Origin of the sequence: Bariatricus sp. HCP28S3_A7 (assembly GCF_052066375.1) — a bacterium.
Classification (GTDB): Bacteria; Bacillota; Clostridia; order Lachnospirales; family Lachnospiraceae; genus Allocoprococcus.
In genome coordinates this window covers 112,292-128,577 of sequence record NZ_JBQHSG010000006.1, presented here as the reverse complement: position 1 = coordinate 128,577, position 16,286 = coordinate 112,292, and the positions used below count along the sequence as shown (strand labels likewise).

The window sequence follows — 16,286 nt, the reverse complement described above, 5'->3', positions numbered from 1 at the left end:
TTATTCAGCCTTCTTTCTAATGTATGGAACAGATGTTACTGTGGTATTTTGGATAAAGCAGCCTCATCTGCGACCAGTGATACATCCGGATGGAGCTGAAGGATAGAAGCCGGTACTTGCGGAGTGATTGGCCCGAAGAAAGCATCGCGAACAATTTCCGATTTATCTTCTCCACTCACAATAATCAGAATTTTACGGGCATTCATGATCGTGCCGATTCCCATGGTGTATGCCTGCCGCGGAACATCATCGATGGATGCGAAAAAGCGTTTGTTGGCTTCGATGGTTCTTTCCTGAAGGTCTACGCAGTGGGTTTCCTTTGGAAAATGATCAGCCGGTTCATTAAATCCGATATGTCCGTTGTGACCAAGACCGAGAAGCTGAAGATCCACTCCTCCCAGGGAACGGATGATCTCTTCATAATGACGGCATTCTTCCGTGGCGTCTTCTTTTGTGCCATCCGGAAGATAAGAAGCTTTGATATTTACATGATCAAACAGATTCTCATGCATGAAATAGTAGTAGCTCTGGTTATTATCACGCGTAAGTCCCTTATATTCATCCAGATTCACAGTAGTAACCTGTGAAAAATTGATATCCCCCTTATTGTACCAGTCAACCAATTGTTTATAAGTCCCGATTGGTGAAGAACCGGTAGCAAGCCCTAAAACACAGTTCGGTTTCAGAATTACCTGTGCTGAAATAATATTGGCAGCAGTACGGCTCATAGCATCATAATTTTTGGTTTTGTAGATTTTCATAATTTTCCCCTTTCCAATAAACTTATCAGTATTTTGTACTTTCATATGATAAATGTATCAAAAGAAATACTAAAAAACAAGATAGTGCAAATCGAAAGCATGGAAAGTGCAAAAAAAAGCATTAATTGTGCTATTTATTAATATGTAGCATTCTTTATACTGAGTTTCAAAGACAGAGGAGGTAAAATGGCATGTCAAGGACAAGAGGAAGCGGATCAACTGGCAGTCCCCTGCGGCTGCTCTAAAGTGAAATTCATCTGTTTCCCGGTTGCAGGATGTCGGAAACTGAGGTGATATGCTCTGAGGGAAATAGGAGTATATCCTCGTGTCTGGACAAATTGCGGATTATATTTATTATCCCCCCAAAGAGGAGCACCTGCGTGTGCCATTTGTACGCGGATCTGATGATGCCGTCCTGTTTTCAGGTGCACAGTTACCGTGGTCAGTGTATCGCCATTCCCCATGTGCTGCGTATCAATGACTTCATAAGAGAGCTCTGCGCGCTTTGCCTGAGGTGTATCTTTGGAGCAGACGCGGGAAGTATTGGTCTTTCCATCCTTTACAAGATAATCGACCAGTGTTCCGACGGAATTTGGCAATGTGCCACAGCATACAGCGTGGTAGTCCTTACAGAATCCGCTCCCCGTTAGTTGTCGGCTCAGTTCAGCAGCTGATTTAGGGTTTTTAGCAAAAACCATGAGACCGGATACGGGCTGGTCCAGTCTGTGGATCACGGCCAGATAAGGCGCCCTGGAGCCGGACGATGTGGATGCAAGATGATTTTTCAGAATGCTTTCCATATCAGCCTGTCCGAGTTTGCGGGTCTGTACCGGAATCCCTACAGGTTTGTCACAGACAATGATGTCTTTATCTTCATATAATATATTGAGATGTTCCATAATTTTCCTCCGAAGAATTTTTTTGCTTGACTTTTGAAAAAAAGGAAGTTACACTTATCTCCAGTAAAAGGGAGTAGCTTCCATTGATTCGTTTTGTCAGGAAATTCATTGCCGAATTCAGTGTGATACGAAATCGTCATCACGATTATTTAAACATAATCCGGTTCGTATTGTCAATTAGCGAGACTTTTATTGCAATTTTATGCCACAGGTGCAGGGGTTTGCAATAAAAAGTCTTTTTTATTTGCCTAAAATACATTGCTGTATTCAGAAAACGACTCAAAACACAAAACTCAGCACCGCCAAAATATATGATAAAAATGGGAGGAAAAAGTATGGTCTATGTTTTATTGATTCTGGGATTTGTCTTGTTGATTAAAGGAGCAGATTTTTTTGTGGAAGGAAGTTCCAGCGTGGCGAAAATTCTGAAAGTGCCTGCGATTATCATCGGACTTACTGTTGTGGCATTTGGAACCAGTATGCCGGAGGCGTCTGTGAGTATAACTGCAGCGTTGAAAGGACAAAATTCACTTGCTGTAAGTAATGTCTTAGGGTCCAATATGTTTAATCTTCTGATTGTACTTGGCTGTAGTGCGTTGATGAAGCCGCTTCGGGCTACAGATAGTGTGCTTAAGAAAGAATTTCCGTTCTCTATCCTTATAACTGCAGTGATGCTTTTGATGACAACAAGGTTCGCTTTCAGTCAAATCCTTGCAGGCGAAGGTGAATTTGTGCTCGGAAGAGTGAGTGGTGTGATCCTTCTTATCATGTTTGTACTGTTCCTGGTTCTCCAGGTCAAGGAGGCATTGAGAGCACGGAATGCGATGCCGGTTGAGGATTATGCAGTCATGACTCCGGCAAAAAGTGCACTTTTTATTATCGGTGGAATTGCCGGAATCGTTCTGGGAGGAGATCTGGTTGTAGATTCGGCTACGGAGATTGCAGTACGGTTTGGACTGAGCCAGACCTTTATTGGTCTGACGATCGTTGCGATGGGGACTTCCCTGCCGGAACTTGTGACATCCATGGTTGCGGCAAAAAAAGGAGAAAATGATCTCGCTCTGGGAAATGTAGTCGGTTCGAACATATTTAATATACTTCTGATTCTTGGAGCAAGTTCTGCAATCTGCCCCATCACGGTAGATATCAATGCAATATATGATATGTTCATACTGATCGTATTTAGTGTATTTGCGCTGATCTGTGCGAAAAGCCGTAAAGAATTGTCAAAGAAAGAGGGTGTGCTCTTTTTAATGCTGTATGCAGTATATTTTGCTTATATTTATGTGAGATAACTGTGGGAAAATCTGCAAAGACGGGTTGACAAATATAGAAATCTCAATTAAAATTCTGAGTATCTGAAAAGAAGCGATAGACACGTGGACTGTGAAGAGGATTAGTATATATTGGAAGTGGCACAGAGAGGTTTCCGTCTGCTGCAAGGAAACTACATGGAAGATATAGAACCTGCCTTGGAGTTCCTGTATGAAAATACAGCGCACCCGGCGTTAACGGGAAATGAAGTGAACTGTTTTACCATGTAAGACGGTTAATCAGGGTGGTACCGCCGGTTTTCCGGTCCCTTTTGTCAGGGGCGGGAGAACCGGCGTTTTTATCTTGAATGCCAGTTATACTGCACCCCTGAAACAGATCAAAAAATAGAAGAGGAGAGGTTTGACATGGCAAAAGAAAAGAAATTTGTAGAATCAATTACTTCGCGGGATGTAGATTTCGCACAGTGGTATACGGATGTGGTTCGTGAAGCGAAACTTTGTGATTATTCCAGCGTGAAAGGATGTTTGAATTATTTGCCGAACGGATATGCGATTTGGGAAAAGATTCAGGCTGACCTGGATAAGAGATTTAAAGAAACAGGTGTAGAGAATGTTTATCTTCCTGTATTGATTCCGGAGAATCTGTTGCAGAAAGAGAGTGACCATATCGAAGGATTTGCACCGGAAGTAGCATGGGTAACAAAGGGAGGAATGGAACGCCTTCAGGAGAAAATGTGTATTCGCCCGACTTCTGAGACCTTGTTCTGCGATCTGTGGTCAAGAACCGTGCAGTCCTATCGTGATCTGCCGAAGGTATGGAATCAGTGGTGCTCTGTACTTCGATGGGAGAAGACAACCAGACCGTTCCTTCGCTCCAGAGAGTTCTTATGGCAGGAAGGCCATACGATTCATGCGACTTATGAGGAGGCTGAGGAAAGAACACTTACTATGCTCAGAGTATATCAGGAGTTTATCCGGGATTCTCTGGCGATTCCGTTTGTATCAGGTCCTAAGACAGAGAGCGAGAAATTCGCAGGTGCTCAGGACACCTATACGGTAGAAGCTTTGATGCATGACGGAAAGGCACTTCAGTCTGCAACCAGCCATTTCTTCGGAAGCGGCTTCCCGGATGCATTTGACATCAAGTATCTGGATAAGAATAATGAACTTCACAGTGTATATGAGACTTCATGGGGACTTTCCACACGTATTATCGGTGCGATCATCATGGTACACGGTGATGACAGCGGACTCGTACTGCCTCCGAGAATTGCTCCGGTTCAGACGAGAGTGATTCCGATCGCACAGCATAAGGAAGGTGTACTCGAAAAAGCGAATGAACTGGTTGATACATTAGCGAAAGCCGGCTACAGTGTGAAGATCGATGATTCCGAGAAGAGCCCGGGATGGAAATTCAGTGAGCAGGAAATGCTTGGAATTCCGACCCGTATTGAAATCGGACCGAAAGACATCGATCAGGGACAGGTTGTCGTTGTACGCCGCGATACACGTGAGAAGATTATTGTTCCGATCGATGAAATTGCAACCAGACTCGGAGAAATTCTGGAAACGATCCAGAAAGACATGTATGACCGGGCAAAAGCATTCCTTGACAGCCATATTGATACAGCGGTGACCATGGATGAAATGAAAGAGAAATTCAATGAAAACCGTGGATTCATCAAAGCAATGTGGTGCGGAAGCGAAGAGTGCGAGGGCGAGATCAAATACGAGACCGGCGGCGCATCTTCAAGATGCATCTGCAAAGAAGATCCGATCAGTGACACATGTATTTATTGCGGTAAACCTGCGAAACATATGGTTTATTTCGGCAAGGCATATTAAGATAGTATAAAGAACAGGTGAATGTAAAGAAATATGAAGATTCAATTACCTGACAAGGTGCATCATATTATTACAACTTTACAGGATCACGGGTACGAGGCATATGCCGTAGGAGGCTGTGTCAGGGACAGTATCCTCGGACGGGATCCGCAGGACTGGGATATAACAACATCAGCAACGCCTTTGGAAACAAAGGCGTTGTTTGAACGTACCTTTGATACCGGAATTGAACATGGGACGATCACGGTACTTCTGGAGAAAGAAGGCTTTGAAGTGACGACTTATCGGATAGACGGTAAATATGAAGACAGCAGACATCCCAAAGAAGTTCAGTTTACACGCAGTCTGGAAGAAGATCTGAAACGGCGGGATTTTACGATCAATGCCATGGCATATAATGAGGAGGCCGGGCTGGTAGATATTTTTGACGGTCTGCAGGATCTGGATCAGAAAGTGATCCGATGTGTGGGGAATGCAGGGGAACGTTTCTCGGAAGACGCGCTTCGGATTCTCCGCGCAGTGAGGTTTTCCGCTCAGCTTGGATTTGACATTGAAGAGAAGACCCGGGAGGCAATCAGCGATCTGGCATCGAATTTAAGAAATATCAGTGCCGAGCGCATACAGGTGGAACTCGTCAAATTGCTGGTATCTCCGCACCCGGAGCGCATCCGGCTGGCATATGAACTTGGTATCACATCCGTGATTCTCCCGGAATTCGACGTTATGATGGTAACAGAGCAGGAGAATCTTCATCACTGCTATCATGTCGGCGAGCATACGATCCATACGATGATGAACATTGCGCCTGAGAAGGTACTGCGGCTTACCATGCTTTTTCATGACATGGGAAAACCGGTGACGAAATCGATCGATGAGAAAGGGGTCGCACATTTCAGGGGACATGTATGTGTCAGTGAAGAGATCGCAAGAAGGATTCTGCAGCGCCTCAAGTTTGATAATGATACTATAAGAAAGGTAAGCAAGCTGGTGCGTTTTCATGATTACAGAATGCCGGCTGCTTCGAAATATGTGCGGCGTGCAATGAACAGGATCGGAGAGGACTTATTCCCGTATTATCTGTTGGTGCAGCGTGCCGATATTGCCGGACAAAGTGAGTATCAGAAGACGAAGAAGATAGAAAATCTTGAGCAGATAGAAAAATTATATAAAGAAATTCTGGAATTGAAACAGTGTGTATCGCTGAAGGGCCTTGCCGTGACGGGACGTGATCTGATCGAGGCGGGAATGGAACCGGGGCCCCAGATCGGCGAGATGTTGGAAACGCTTTTAAAAGAAGTGATTGATGATCCTGAAAAGAATGAGAAGAAAGTTCTTCTAAAAATGGTATCTCGGGGCATACACTAGAAAGACATGAAAACGAAACGTGCAGGGGGATGCCATGAAAGATTATGGGATTAGTGTCTTAGAACAATACCAGATGGAAGTAAACAGCACCCACAGAATCAGGGGTGCTGTTTTGTGCGATACGGATCGCGGGCTGTTTCTTTTAAAAGAAGTATATATTGCACCGAAAAGGCTGCCCGTGCTCATCGAACTGTACAAAACGCTGAATGAAAGCGGAATCTGTATGGTGGATATGCCACTGGCAAACAAAGAGGGAGCGTATATTACGACGGCTGATGACGGAACCGGGTATATGGTAAGACGATGGTTCCAGGGGAGAGAATGCGATGTACGCCGGGAAGCGGAGCTGCTGGAGGGAACGAAATACCTGGCAAAGCTGCACAAACTGATGCGGATACCCGGTGAGGACACAACGGGAGCCGAAATCAGTTTTCCGCTGGAAGAGGAATTCAGGCGGCATAACCGGGAACTGCGGAAGGTGCGTACGTTCATTTGCCAAAGAAGTGTCAAAGGAGCATTTGAGACGGAATTCCTGAAAGGCTGTGACCGGATGTACGAATGGGCAGAAGGGGCGAACGAGCATCTGAAAGAGACCGGATACCGACGGTTATGGCAGGAGGCACAGGAGAAAGGGACCTGGGTTCACGGAGACTACAATTATCATAATCTGCTATTTTGCAAAGAGGGATTGGCAGTTACCGGATTTGACCGTGCGCACAGAGAACTCCAGTTGGATGATTTTTATTATTTCCTGAGAAAAACAATGGAGAAATACAGGTATGATGAGCGTCTCGGTTATAAAATGCTGCGAATGTACGATGCGGAAATAACACTCGGGAAAAAAGAAAGGGATTATCTTGCAGTGAGGCTCGCTTACCCGGAGAAGTTCTGGAAAATTGTGAATTTGTATTACCACTCGAATAAAGCATGGATTCCGGAGAAAAATGTTGAAAAACTGAGGACGGCAATTCGCCAGAATGAGGAAAAGAAGCGCTTTTTATCGAATATATTTGCTTTTCATTTATAGCCAAGTAGTGTATAATAGGGATAAAGCGAGTACCAGAATGTGCCCTTGAGGGAGAAATGTACTCAGAACAAATGGAGGTACAAAAAAGAGATGGAAGAATATGTAAAGAGATACGAAGAATGGTGTACTAACCCGTATTTTGACGCGGACACACAGGCAGAACTGAAAGCAATTGCTGATAATGATGGGGAAATCAAGGAGCGCTTTTACAAAGATCTGGAGTTTGGTACAGCAGGACTCCGTGGTGTGATCGGAGCCGGAACGAACCGCATGAATATTTACACTGTTAGAAAGGCAACACAGGGACTTGCGAACTATATCATCAAAGCAGGTGCGAAGGAACGCGGAGTGGCGATCGCTTACGACTCACGCCGTATGTCCCCGGAATTCGCAGATGAAGCAGCACTTTGTCTGGCAGCGAACGGAATCAAAGCATATGTATTCGAATCACTTCGCCCGACACCGGAACTGTCTTTTGCAGTGCGTGAACTGAAGTGTATTGCCGGTATCAACATTACGGCCAGCCACAATCCGCCGGAATATAACGGATATAAAGTATATTGGGAAGATGGAGCACAGATTACTCCTCCGCATGATAAAGGTATCATGGATGAGGTTCTTGCTGTTACCGATTATACAACGATGAAGACGATGGGACTGGAAGAAGCGAAAGCGGCCGGTCTCTATGAAGTGATTGGACAGGCTATTGATGACGCACATATTTCCAGATTAAAAGAGCAGGTACTGCATCAGGATGCGATTGATGCAGTGGGTAAGGATCTGAAGATCGTATACAGCCCTCTTCACGGAACCGGAAATATACCTGCCAGACGTGTACTTAAGGAACTTGGCTTTGAAAATGTATATGTTGTGAAAGAACAGGAACTCCCGGATGGAGAATTCCCGACCGTTTCTTATCCGAATCCGGAAGCAGAAGAAGCATTTGAACTTGGACTTAAGCTTGCAAAAGAGGTAGATGCCGATCTGGTACTTGCAACAGATCCGGATGCAGACCGACTTGGAGTGCGTGTAAAAGATAAAGACGGCGTATACCATACATTAACAGGAAATATGTCAGGATGTCTGCTCGCTGATTACGAGATTGGACAGAAGAAAGCCTTGAAAGGCCTTCCGGAAGACGGATACCTGATCAAGACGATCGTTACTTCCAATCTGGCGGATGCCATTGCAAAAGGATATAATGTAGGACTGATCGAAGTCCTGACAGGTTTCAAATATATCGGACAGCAGATTCTTGGATTTGAAACAAGTGGAAAGGGTGAATATCTTTTTGGATTTGAGGAAAGCTATGGATGTCTGATCGGAACACATGCAAGAGATAAAGATGCAATCGTAGCAACAATGGCTCTTTGCGAAGCAGCAGCTTACTATAAGACAAAAGATATGACATTATGGGATGCAATGGTTGCAATGTACGAGAAATATGGTTATTACAAGGATGATATCAAGTCAATCACCATGAAGGGAATTGAAGGACTTGAAAAGATCCAGAACATCCTGCAGACACTGCGCAATAATCCGCCGGCTGAGATCGGTGCTTACAAGGTGCAGAAGGCAAGAGATTATCAGGCAGATACAATCAAAGATCTGGCAACCGGCGAAGTAACACCGACAGGCCTTCCGAAGTCCAACGTTCTTTATTATGAACTGAATGATGATGCATGGGTATGTGTTCGTCCGTCAGGAACCGAACCGAAAGTAAAATTCTATTATGGAATTAAGGGAACTTCTCTTGAAGATGCAGATGCTAAATCAGAAGAACTTGGAAAAGCAGTGCTTGCTATGGTGGATCAAATGTTGTAGAAAACAGTTTGTCCGGAAAGAATTGTATTTCGGTGTTCCTAAGAAGGATTTAGGCTTGACAAAGGCTTTAAAACCCGATATAACTTTACATAGGGCATTCTGCAAGGACGCAGTCAGCCTTTAGTACGAGGTAGAATACAGTTGGTATTCGAGTGATTATGATACAGGAGGAAATATTCATGAACAAAACAGAATTAGTGGCAGCAGTGGCAGAGCAGGGAGAGGTTTCTAAAAAAGATGCAGAAAAAGTGTTAAAAGCTTTTGTTGATGTAGTTACAGAAGAACTGAAAAAAGGGGAAAAAGTTCAGTTGGTAGGTTTTGGAACATTTGAGGTAAGTGAAAGAGCTGCAAGAGAAGGAAGAAATCCTCAGACCGGTATGACCATGAAGATTGATGCCTGCAAAGCGCCGAAGTTTAAAGCAGGAAAAGCTTTGAAAGATGCTGTAAACGCATAATTGGTTTTGGATTGATGAATGTAAATAGAGAGCGCTGGCCGCTCTCTATTTTTGTAGGAGAAATAATGATATGAGATTAGATAAGTTTTTGAAGGTATCGCGCCTGATCAAGCGCAGGACTGTGGCAAATGAGGCATGTGATGCCGGAAGAGTTATGGTGAACGGTACGGTAGCAAAGGCATCCGTTAAAGTGAAAAAAGGGGACATTATTGAGATTCAGTTCGGAACAAAGACTGTAAAAGTGGAAGTGCTTGAGCTAAAGGAAACTACAAAGAAGGACGAAGCTGCCGAGTTGTTCCGATACCTGTAATTCTATAAAGTTTTTAACATATATTATCCCATACATTCATAAAATGATATCAAGGCACTGAATGACCGGAACATATCCGGATCATGGGTGAATGCGCGGAGGGATCCGCATGTATCATAGATGGAAAGGTTGGGGGTAGTGGTGGAAGAAAGTAAGATGCCGAAAACGCACAATCATAAGCTTGTAATCAACAACAGAAAAACCAGTATGGTGACGGGAGTTCTGGATGTATTGTCGTTTGACCTAAATGAAATCCTGCTGGAAACGGATCAGGGAATGCTTATGGTGAAAGGAACGGACATGCATGTGAACCGTTTAAGCCTGGAAAAGGGCGAGGTGGATTTGTCGGGGAATATTGACAGTGTGGCATATTCCAATATTAATTCGGCAGGAAAACAAGGTGAAAATTTTTTGACAAAACTTTTCCGGTAACCGAATATGTTGGGAATTGAAAAAGAGTTTTTGGTGTTCCTTCACGCAATCATAACCGGAGTTTTTGTGACTGCTGTATATTTAAGTCTTAGGGTGCTGAGAAGGATTTTCCGCCATGCATTATGGGTGATCAACATAGAAGATTTCATATATTGGATTTTTGTATCACAGTACTTTTTTGTGCAAATTTACCACACAAGTAATGGTGAGATAAGGTGGTATTTTGTACTAGGTGTTGTGATTGGGGCGATTTTGATGCACTTTTTCGTTGCTTTTACAAAAAAAATCGATCAAAAATTATCTGATTTGATGGAGAAAAAAAACGGAAAAACTATTGATAAATCTGGGGAAAAAAGATAATATTATTTTACAATTGTGGATTTTATATAAGTAATAATAGGGAATATACCGGTTGGAAACAACAGTAAAGGGTGAGTATATATAATGGGAAGCTTAAAGCAGAAGAATCGGAAGATCCGGAAAGGACATTCGAAGAGCAGGCTTCAGAATCATAAGAGAAGTGTGTTGGCAATCAGCAGTATTATTGTGATGCTCAGCGCAGTAATTGTTATTCATGGAATGGCGTTACAGGCGAGAAACAAAGAATACATGGCTCAGGAAGCAGAACTTATGGCACAGCTGGATGATGAGAAGGATCGCTCGGAAGAGATTGATAAACTGAAAGAATATGTGGGAACAGATGAATATATTGAAGATGTTGCGAAAGAGAAGCTGGGATTGATTAAGCAGAATGAGATCCTGTTTAAGGCGGCTAATTGATGACGTATTCACGAATGATGAGCTTTGGAAGAGATTCCAGAGCTCTTTGTATTATAGTAAGGGAGGCAGGCAGATGGGAGAAAACAGAAACGAAGTGACGGTGATGCAAAGTCCGTATGTAACGCAGGCGGACAAGTTTGCCAAGTCCCTTAGACATCTGGCGGATACATTTCTGAAAATGGAAGGAACCAGGGAGGGTTTCAGTGCTGAGGAAGTTCAGGAAATGATCAGACAGATAGAGGATCGGGTGTGCGGTTCCTGTGAGCGGAGGGAGCATTGTACCGGACAGAACAGGGAACAGATCGATCTGCTCATTTATGAATTGCTTTGTGCGGTGGAAAAATACGGTACTGAACTGAATGTAGAGATGAAACGAAAACTTCAGAAAAGCTGTATTCAGGCGCCTCGTTTTCTCAGGACTATTCTGGATGTGTTTCAGGAAGCAAAGAAAACACTGATTTGGAACAATAAAATGATCTTAAACCGGGAAGGATGCGCAGTCCAACTGGATACGTTCGCCCAGATGATACAGCATGCGACCAGGGAACTGGATGCAAGTATTTTTCAGGATCCGCCATTGGAAAAAAAGCTGAAGATGCACCTGAAAAGATCAGGAGTCAGGATGCTGAGCTCTGTATTTTTTGTGAATCCGCAGGGGCGATATGAGATTCATATTACGGGGAAAACAGAAAAAGGGGTATGTATGACAACGAAAAAACTGTCAGAGATACTTTCGGACTGTGTCGGACGGAAAATGTGTCCTGCCAGCGAGGAAAGGCCGGTGATGAGTCAGGAATACTGTACGGTAGTTTGTGTAGAAGGACCGGGATATTATACGATGCAAGGCATCGCAAAAATCGGAAAAGGATGTCAGAAGATTTCGGGAGACAGTTACCTGATGACGAGATTGCCCGGTGGTCAGGAGGCGGCAATCCTTTCTGATGGGATGGGATCCGGAGAACGTGCTTCCAGAGAAAGTGCGATGATCGTAGATATGTTGGAAGAATTGCTGAAGGCGGGATTTCCCAGACAGACGGCACTGTCTATGATGAATACAGCACTGGTCATGGGAAGAGAAGAAGTATGTTTTTCTACTGTGGATATGAGTATTTTTGATCTGTACAGTGGGGAATGTGAATTTATAAAAGCTGGCGCTGCACCTACGTTTATACGGAAAAGGGAAGGAATGGAGCATATCTATTCTGAAAATCTTCCGCTCGGCGTAGTGCCGAATCAGCAAAGCGGAGAATTCAGAAGAAATCTGGAATCGGGTGATGTTGTTGTGATGGTCACGGATGGAATCCTGGATGCACTGCCTTCGGGAGAGCAGGAGCAATTGCTGGATCTGATCATCGGAGGAACATCGCTTGAAAATCCGAAAGAATTGGCCCATTATATCCTGCAAAGTGTCCTGGAACTGACAAACGGTGAACCGAAAGATGACATGACAGTTTTGGTGGCAGGAATCTGGGAGATGTGTTACTCTAATGATACGAAGAAAGAAAATCGTACAAAAGGAAAATCATGATGCTGAATAGAATAAAAAAGTTTATGGAAAAGTGGCATATGCTGACAGCGGGGGATACCGTGATAGCAGGTGTTTCGGGAGGTGCAGACTCAATGTGCCTTCTTTTTGTGCTGGAAGAATTGAGAAAGAGTATGGAATTTGATCTTGTTATCGTTCATGTGAATCATGGGATCCGCGGTGAAGCAGCAGATGCGGATGAGGAGTACGTGCGAGACATCTGCAGGAAGCTGGGGCTTACTTGCGAAGTATTTCATGTGAACGTCCCGGAATATGCAAGAAAGGAAAAACTTTCCGAAGAAGAAGCCGGAAGAGAGCTACGAAGAAAAGCGTTTCGTGAAACAGCAATCAAATATGGTGGTACCAGAATTGCACTGGCACACCACCAGGATGACAATGCAGAGACATTTTTTCTACATCTCGCCAGAGGAAGCAAGATGAAAGGACTTGGAGGGATCTGCCCTGTAAAGGGAGATTACATTCGTCCGCTTCTTTGTGTGAACCGGATGGAGATAGAAGAATTTTTGGAGAAAAAAGGAATCCTTTATTGTATGGATGCAACAAATCTGGAAGATACTTATACAAGAAACAAGATAAGAAACCATGTCATCCCATATTTTACAGAGAACATTAATTCAAAAACGGTAGAACATATTAATGGGGCTATGGAGCAGCTTCGAGAGGTACAGGAATATCTGGAACGCCGGATGAGGGAAGCGTATCGGAAGTGCGTGAAAGAGGAGCGGGGGAAAATCCATATTTCTGAGCAGGAGTTCCGTAAACAGGATGAGCTGATCGGCAGAATGGTATTAAGACAGGCAATGGTTTGTCTTAGTAAAAAAGAAAAGGATCTGGATGAGGTTCATGTAGTTCAAATCAGAGAGTTGCTGGATAAGCAGACGGGCAGAAAAATTGATCTTCCTTATAAAATGCGTGCGGTACGGACATATGAGGGAATTGATTTGACTCTTGGAAATGAGACGAAGACCAATGGTACAGAAATGGGAAACGAAGGCAAAATTGTATGTATCCCGAATGTAAATGAAACAGAGGAATGGAGAGTTGAGTATGGAGATTGGAAGGTTTCTTGCAGAAAATTTCCGTTCACCCAGGGACTTGAGGGGATTCCGAAAAAAACATACACGAAATGGTTCGATTATGATATAATAAAAGAGAACGTCTTTGTACGCAACAGACGGGCAGGAGACAGGATTGCGATTGATAAAGAAGGAAATACGCAGAAACTGAAATCCTATTTTGTGAATGAGAAAATTCCGTCGGACAAAAGAGATAAAATTCCGCTGATCGCGGAAAAGGAGAGAATTCTCTGGATTGTGGGATATCGTCAAAGTAAGGGATATCAAGTGACGGAACAGACAAAGACCGTTTTGGAGATTACGATAAATGGAGGTACCTAAATGGCAGAGAAAATTAAGGTTTTAATACCGGAAAAAGAAGTGAATGCAAGAATTGAAGAATTAGGAAAAAAGATCAGTGAGGATTATGCGGGAAAACAGGTACATTTGATCTGTGTACTTAAGGGAGGAGTTTTCTTCATGTGTGAACTGGCAAAGAGGATTACTGTGCCGGTTTCCATGGACTTCATGAGTGTCAGCAGCTATGGTGACGGAACTTCATCCAGCGGAGTTGTGAAGATTGCGAAGGATCTTGATGAATCGCTGGAAGGAAAGGATGTACTTGTAGTTGAGGATATTGTGGACTCAGGACGTACGCTTTCTTATCTGCTGGAAATTCTTCAGAAGAGGGGACCTAAGAGTATGCGTCTTTGTACATTACTCGACAAACCGGAACGGCGTGTTAAAGACGTGCATGTTGATTATGTAGGATTTAATATTCCGGATGAATTTGTGGTAGGGTTCGGATTAGATTATGCACAGAAATATAGAAATTTACCATACATCGGATGCGTAGAGATGTAATTGGTGGAAGGAGCAATAATTGAATAATAATAATAAGACAAGAGGAATCAGCGGGCTGATGCTTCTTCTTTGTGCTGTTTTTATGATAGGAGCATACTGGTTTATGAATCAGGCCGAGAAACAGGAGAAGGCATATACTTACCGGGAGTTCCAGGAAGATCTGCAAGATAATAATATTAAGAAAGTTGAAGTAAAGCCGGACAAGGTAGCACCAAATGGCACGCTAAGGATTGAGAAAAATAATGGTGTGCTGGAAGAACTGTATGTCACAGACGTTAATGAAGCACAGGAGCTTCTGAGCTCTTATGATGAAGTAATCTGTTATGTGGATTCTGTACCACAGGAAAGCTGGTTTGCGACAACGATGTTACCAACGCTTTTGATGATAGGTGCACTTGTTCTTCTGGTTATGATGATGAATCGCCAGGGTGGTGCAAATGCAAAGGCGATGAATTTTGGGAAAAGCCGTGCGAAGATGAGCACAGAAGCGGAAAATAAAGTCAAGTTCAACCAGGTTGCCGGCCTGAAAGAAGAAAAGGAAGAACTGGAAGAGATCGTGGATTTTTTGAAAGCTCCGGGGAAATATATTCAGGTTGGAGCAAGAATCCCGAAGGGGGTGCTGCTTGAGGGACCTCCGGGAACCGGTAAGACTTTACTTGCAAGAGCGGTGGCTGGTGAAGCCGGGGTCCCGTTTTTCACGATTTCCGGTTCCGATTTTGTGGAGATGTTTGTCGGAGTTGGAGCATCCCGTGTGAGAGATCTCTTTGAGGATGCGAAACACAATTCGCCCTGTATTGTATTTATTGATGAGATTGATGCGGTGGCAAGACGCCGCGGAACAGGTATGGGCGGAGGCCATGATGAGAGAGAGCAGACATTGAACCAGCTTCTGGTAGAGATGGATGGCTTTGGACCGAATGAGGGAATTATTGTTATGGCTGCGACGAACCGTGTGGATATTCTGGATCCTGCCATTCTTCGCCCGGGGCGGTTTGACAGAAAAGTGGTCGTTGGAAGACCGGATGTGCAGGGAAGACTTGAGATCCTTCAGGTCCATGCGAAAGGAAAACCACTTGCGGAGGATGTGGATCTGCAGCAGATTGCCCAGACAACGGCTGGATTTACCGGCGCGGATCTGGAAAATCTGTTGAATGAAGCAGCGATCACGGCTGCTAAAGAAGGGCGTGTGTATCTGCAGCAGGCAGACATCCGGCATGCATTTGTGAAAGTAGGTATCGGTGCGGAGAAAAAGAGCCGTATTATTTCGGATAAAGAGAAACGGATCACAGCATTTCATGAATCAGGGCATGCGATCTTGTTCCATGTACTTCCTGATGTGGGACCTGTGTACAGTGTATCCATTATTCCTACTGGATCGGGAGCGGCGGGGTATACGATGCCATTGCCGGAAAAGGATGAGATGTTCAATACCAGAGGCCAGATGCTTCAGGATATCACAGTTTCGCTCGGTGGAAGAGCTGCTGAGGAGATGGTTTTTGATGACATCACAACCGGAGCATCTCAGGATATCAAGCAGGCAACCGCCTATGCGAGATCTATGGTGACGAAATTTGGTATGTCGGAAGCTCTTGGGCTGGTAAATTACGATAATGACAGTGATGAAGTCTTTCTGGGAAGAGATCTTGCACATTCATCACGTGCGTATGGTGAGCAGATTGCGTCTACGATCGATTCAGAAGTTAAGAGAATTATAGATGAATGTTATGCCCGGGCGAAACAGATCATTAAAGAACATGAAGATGTATTGAATGCCTGCGCGGAACTTCTGCTTCAGAAAGAAAAGATTACAAGAGAAGAATTTGAAGCATTATTTGATTAGGAATTGAGG

At 44.0% G+C, this 16,286-nt stretch carries 16 protein-coding genes and 1 other annotated feature; of the genes, 14 read left to right on the top strand and 2 right to left on the bottom strand.

What is annotated here, in order from left to right; all coding sequences use genetic code 11:
- Positions 1 to 35 precede the first annotated feature (35 nt).
- Both nagB and ACTNA4_RS06395 read right to left on the bottom strand, forming a co-directional pair.
- Positions 36 to 761 carry a glucosamine-6-phosphate deaminase gene (gene nagB, locus ACTNA4_RS06400; RefSeq protein WP_320812952.1) on the bottom strand — a complete coding sequence of 242 codons (726 nt, stop codon included), beginning with the start codon at positions 759 to 761 and terminating at the stop codon, positions 36 to 38.
- A gap of 215 nt (positions 762 to 976) precedes the next feature.
- The gene (locus ACTNA4_RS06395; RefSeq protein ID WP_441029167.1) at positions 977 to 1,660 is read right to left on the bottom strand and encodes an RluA family pseudouridine synthase; all 684 of its coding nucleotides are present in this window, start codon (positions 1,658 to 1,660) and stop codon (positions 977 to 979) included.
- Positions 1,661 to 1,995: 335 nt separating this feature from the next.
- On the opposite strand from ACTNA4_RS06395, the gene ACTNA4_RS06390 reads away from it, so the two are divergent.
- The 14 genes from ACTNA4_RS06390 to ftsH all read left to right on the top strand — a co-directional run bounded on the left by ACTNA4_RS06390 (position 1,996) and on the right by ftsH (position 16,277).
- Positions 1,996 to 2,955: a calcium/sodium antiporter gene (locus ACTNA4_RS06390; RefSeq protein ID WP_427806175.1), complete on the top strand. Its 960-nt coding sequence runs from the start codon at positions 1,996 to 1,998 to the stop codon at positions 2,953 to 2,955.
- Positions 2,956 to 3,037: 82 nt separating this feature from the next.
- Positions 3,038 to 3,247, top strand: a binding site (T-box leader).
- Between the two features lie 92 nt (positions 3,248 to 3,339).
- Positions 3,340 to 4,779 (top strand): proline--tRNA ligase, encoded by a 1,440-nt coding sequence (gene proS, locus ACTNA4_RS06385; RefSeq protein WP_441029165.1) that lies wholly within the window; start codon positions 3,340 to 3,342, stop codon positions 4,777 to 4,779.
- Between the two features lie 33 nt (positions 4,780 to 4,812).
- A complete protein-coding gene (locus ACTNA4_RS06380) occupies positions 4,813 to 6,144 on the top strand; it encodes a CCA tRNA nucleotidyltransferase (RefSeq protein ID WP_441029163.1) in 1,332 nt (443 codons plus the stop codon).
- A 34-nt stretch (positions 6,145 to 6,178) separates the two neighbouring features.
- Positions 6,179 to 7,171, top strand: a complete 993-nt coding sequence (locus ACTNA4_RS06375) for a CotS family spore coat protein (protein ID WP_441017432.1) — start codon at positions 6,179 to 6,181, stop codon at positions 7,169 to 7,171.
- A 90-nt stretch (positions 7,172 to 7,261) separates the two neighbouring features.
- The gene (locus tag ACTNA4_RS06370; protein WP_441029161.1) at positions 7,262 to 8,995 is read left to right on the top strand and encodes a phospho-sugar mutase; all 1,734 of its coding nucleotides are present in this window, start codon (positions 7,262 to 7,264) and stop codon (positions 8,993 to 8,995) included.
- 179 nt (positions 8,996 to 9,174) lie between these two features.
- Positions 9,175 to 9,450, top strand: a complete 276-nt coding sequence (locus ACTNA4_RS06365) for an HU family DNA-binding protein (protein WP_427806170.1) — start codon at positions 9,175 to 9,177, stop codon at positions 9,448 to 9,450.
- A 70-nt stretch (positions 9,451 to 9,520) separates the two neighbouring features.
- Positions 9,521 to 9,760, top strand: a complete 240-nt coding sequence (locus ACTNA4_RS06360; RefSeq protein ID WP_427806169.1) for an RNA-binding S4 domain-containing protein — start codon at positions 9,521 to 9,523, stop codon at positions 9,758 to 9,760.
- A 156-nt stretch (positions 9,761 to 9,916) separates the two neighbouring features.
- Positions 9,917 to 10,192: a sporulation protein YabP gene (gene yabP, locus ACTNA4_RS06355; RefSeq protein WP_427820644.1), complete on the top strand. Its 276-nt coding sequence runs from the start codon at positions 9,917 to 9,919 to the stop codon at positions 10,190 to 10,192.
- 6 nt (positions 10,193 to 10,198) lie between these two features.
- The gene (gene yabQ / locus ACTNA4_RS06350) at positions 10,199 to 10,552 is read left to right on the top strand and encodes a spore cortex biosynthesis protein YabQ (protein ID WP_427806167.1); all 354 of its coding nucleotides are present in this window, start codon (positions 10,199 to 10,201) and stop codon (positions 10,550 to 10,552) included.
- Between the two features lie 84 nt (positions 10,553 to 10,636).
- Positions 10,637 to 10,972: an FtsB family cell division protein gene (locus ACTNA4_RS06345; protein ID WP_441029159.1), complete on the top strand. Its 336-nt coding sequence runs from the start codon at positions 10,637 to 10,639 to the stop codon at positions 10,970 to 10,972.
- A gap of 73 nt (positions 10,973 to 11,045) precedes the next feature.
- A complete protein-coding gene (locus ACTNA4_RS06340) occupies positions 11,046 to 12,500 on the top strand; it encodes a SpoIIE family protein phosphatase (RefSeq protein ID WP_427806165.1) in 1,455 nt (484 codons plus the stop codon).
- Positions 12,497 to 13,915: a tRNA lysidine(34) synthetase TilS gene (gene tilS / locus ACTNA4_RS06335; protein WP_441029157.1), complete on the top strand. Its 1,419-nt coding sequence runs from the start codon at positions 12,497 to 12,499 to the stop codon at positions 13,913 to 13,915. The genes ACTNA4_RS06340 and tilS overlap by 4 nt, the downstream gene beginning before the upstream one ends.
- Entirely contained in the window at positions 13,916 to 14,437 is a 522-nt protein-coding gene (gene hpt / locus ACTNA4_RS06330; protein ID WP_427806163.1) for a hypoxanthine phosphoribosyltransferase, read from the top strand.
- Positions 14,438 to 14,495: 58 nt separating this feature from the next.
- Positions 14,496 to 16,277: an ATP-dependent zinc metalloprotease FtsH gene (gene ftsH, locus ACTNA4_RS06325; protein ID WP_427820643.1), complete on the top strand. Its 1,782-nt coding sequence runs from the start codon at positions 14,496 to 14,498 to the stop codon at positions 16,275 to 16,277.
- Positions 16,278 to 16,286 lie beyond the last annotated feature (9 nt).

Excerpts from the sequence above, each read along its gene's own strand:
- proS (WP_441029165.1), top strand. The coding sequence starts at position 3,340 with ATGGCAAAAGAAAAGAAATTTGTAGAATCAATTACTTCGCGGGATGTA.
- ACTNA4_RS06360 (WP_427806169.1), top strand. The coding sequence starts at position 9,521 with ATGAGATTAGATAAGTTTTTGAAGGTATCGCGCCTGATCAAGCGCAGG.
- ACTNA4_RS06370 (WP_441029161.1), top strand. The coding sequence starts at position 7,262 with ATGGAAGAATATGTAAAGAGATACGAAGAATGGTGTACTAACCCGTAT.
- ACTNA4_RS06390 (WP_427806175.1), top strand. The coding sequence starts at position 1,996 with ATGGTCTATGTTTTATTGATTCTGGGATTTGTCTTGTTGATTAAAGGA.
- hpt (WP_427806163.1), top strand. The coding sequence starts at position 13,916 with ATGGCAGAGAAAATTAAGGTTTTAATACCGGAAAAAGAAGTGAATGCA.
- ACTNA4_RS06365 (WP_427806170.1), top strand. The coding sequence starts at position 9,175 with ATGAACAAAACAGAATTAGTGGCAGCAGTGGCAGAGCAGGGAGAGGTT.
- ftsH (WP_427820643.1), top strand. The coding sequence starts at position 14,496 with ATGCTTCTTCTTTGTGCTGTTTTTATGATAGGAGCATACTGGTTTATG.
- ACTNA4_RS06395 (WP_441029167.1), bottom strand. The coding sequence starts at position 1,660 with ATGGAACATCTCAATATATTATATGAAGATAAAGACATCATTGTCTGT.
- ACTNA4_RS06380 (WP_441029163.1), top strand. The coding sequence starts at position 4,813 with ATGAAGATTCAATTACCTGACAAGGTGCATCATATTATTACAACTTTA.
- ACTNA4_RS06340 (WP_427806165.1), top strand. The coding sequence starts at position 11,046 with ATGGGAGAAAACAGAAACGAAGTGACGGTGATGCAAAGTCCGTATGTA.
- ACTNA4_RS06375 (WP_441017432.1), top strand. The coding sequence starts at position 6,179 with ATGAAAGATTATGGGATTAGTGTCTTAGAACAATACCAGATGGAAGTA.
- tilS (WP_441029157.1), top strand. The coding sequence starts at position 12,497 with ATGATGCTGAATAGAATAAAAAAGTTTATGGAAAAGTGGCATATGCTG.
- nagB (WP_320812952.1), bottom strand. The coding sequence starts at position 761 with ATGAAAATCTACAAAACCAAAAATTATGATGCTATGAGCCGTACTGCT.
- yabP (WP_427820644.1), top strand. The coding sequence starts at position 9,917 with ATGCCGAAAACGCACAATCATAAGCTTGTAATCAACAACAGAAAAACC.
- ACTNA4_RS06345 (WP_441029159.1), top strand. The coding sequence starts at position 10,637 with ATGGGAAGCTTAAAGCAGAAGAATCGGAAGATCCGGAAAGGACATTCG.
- yabQ (WP_427806167.1), top strand. The coding sequence starts at position 10,199 with ATGTTGGGAATTGAAAAAGAGTTTTTGGTGTTCCTTCACGCAATCATA.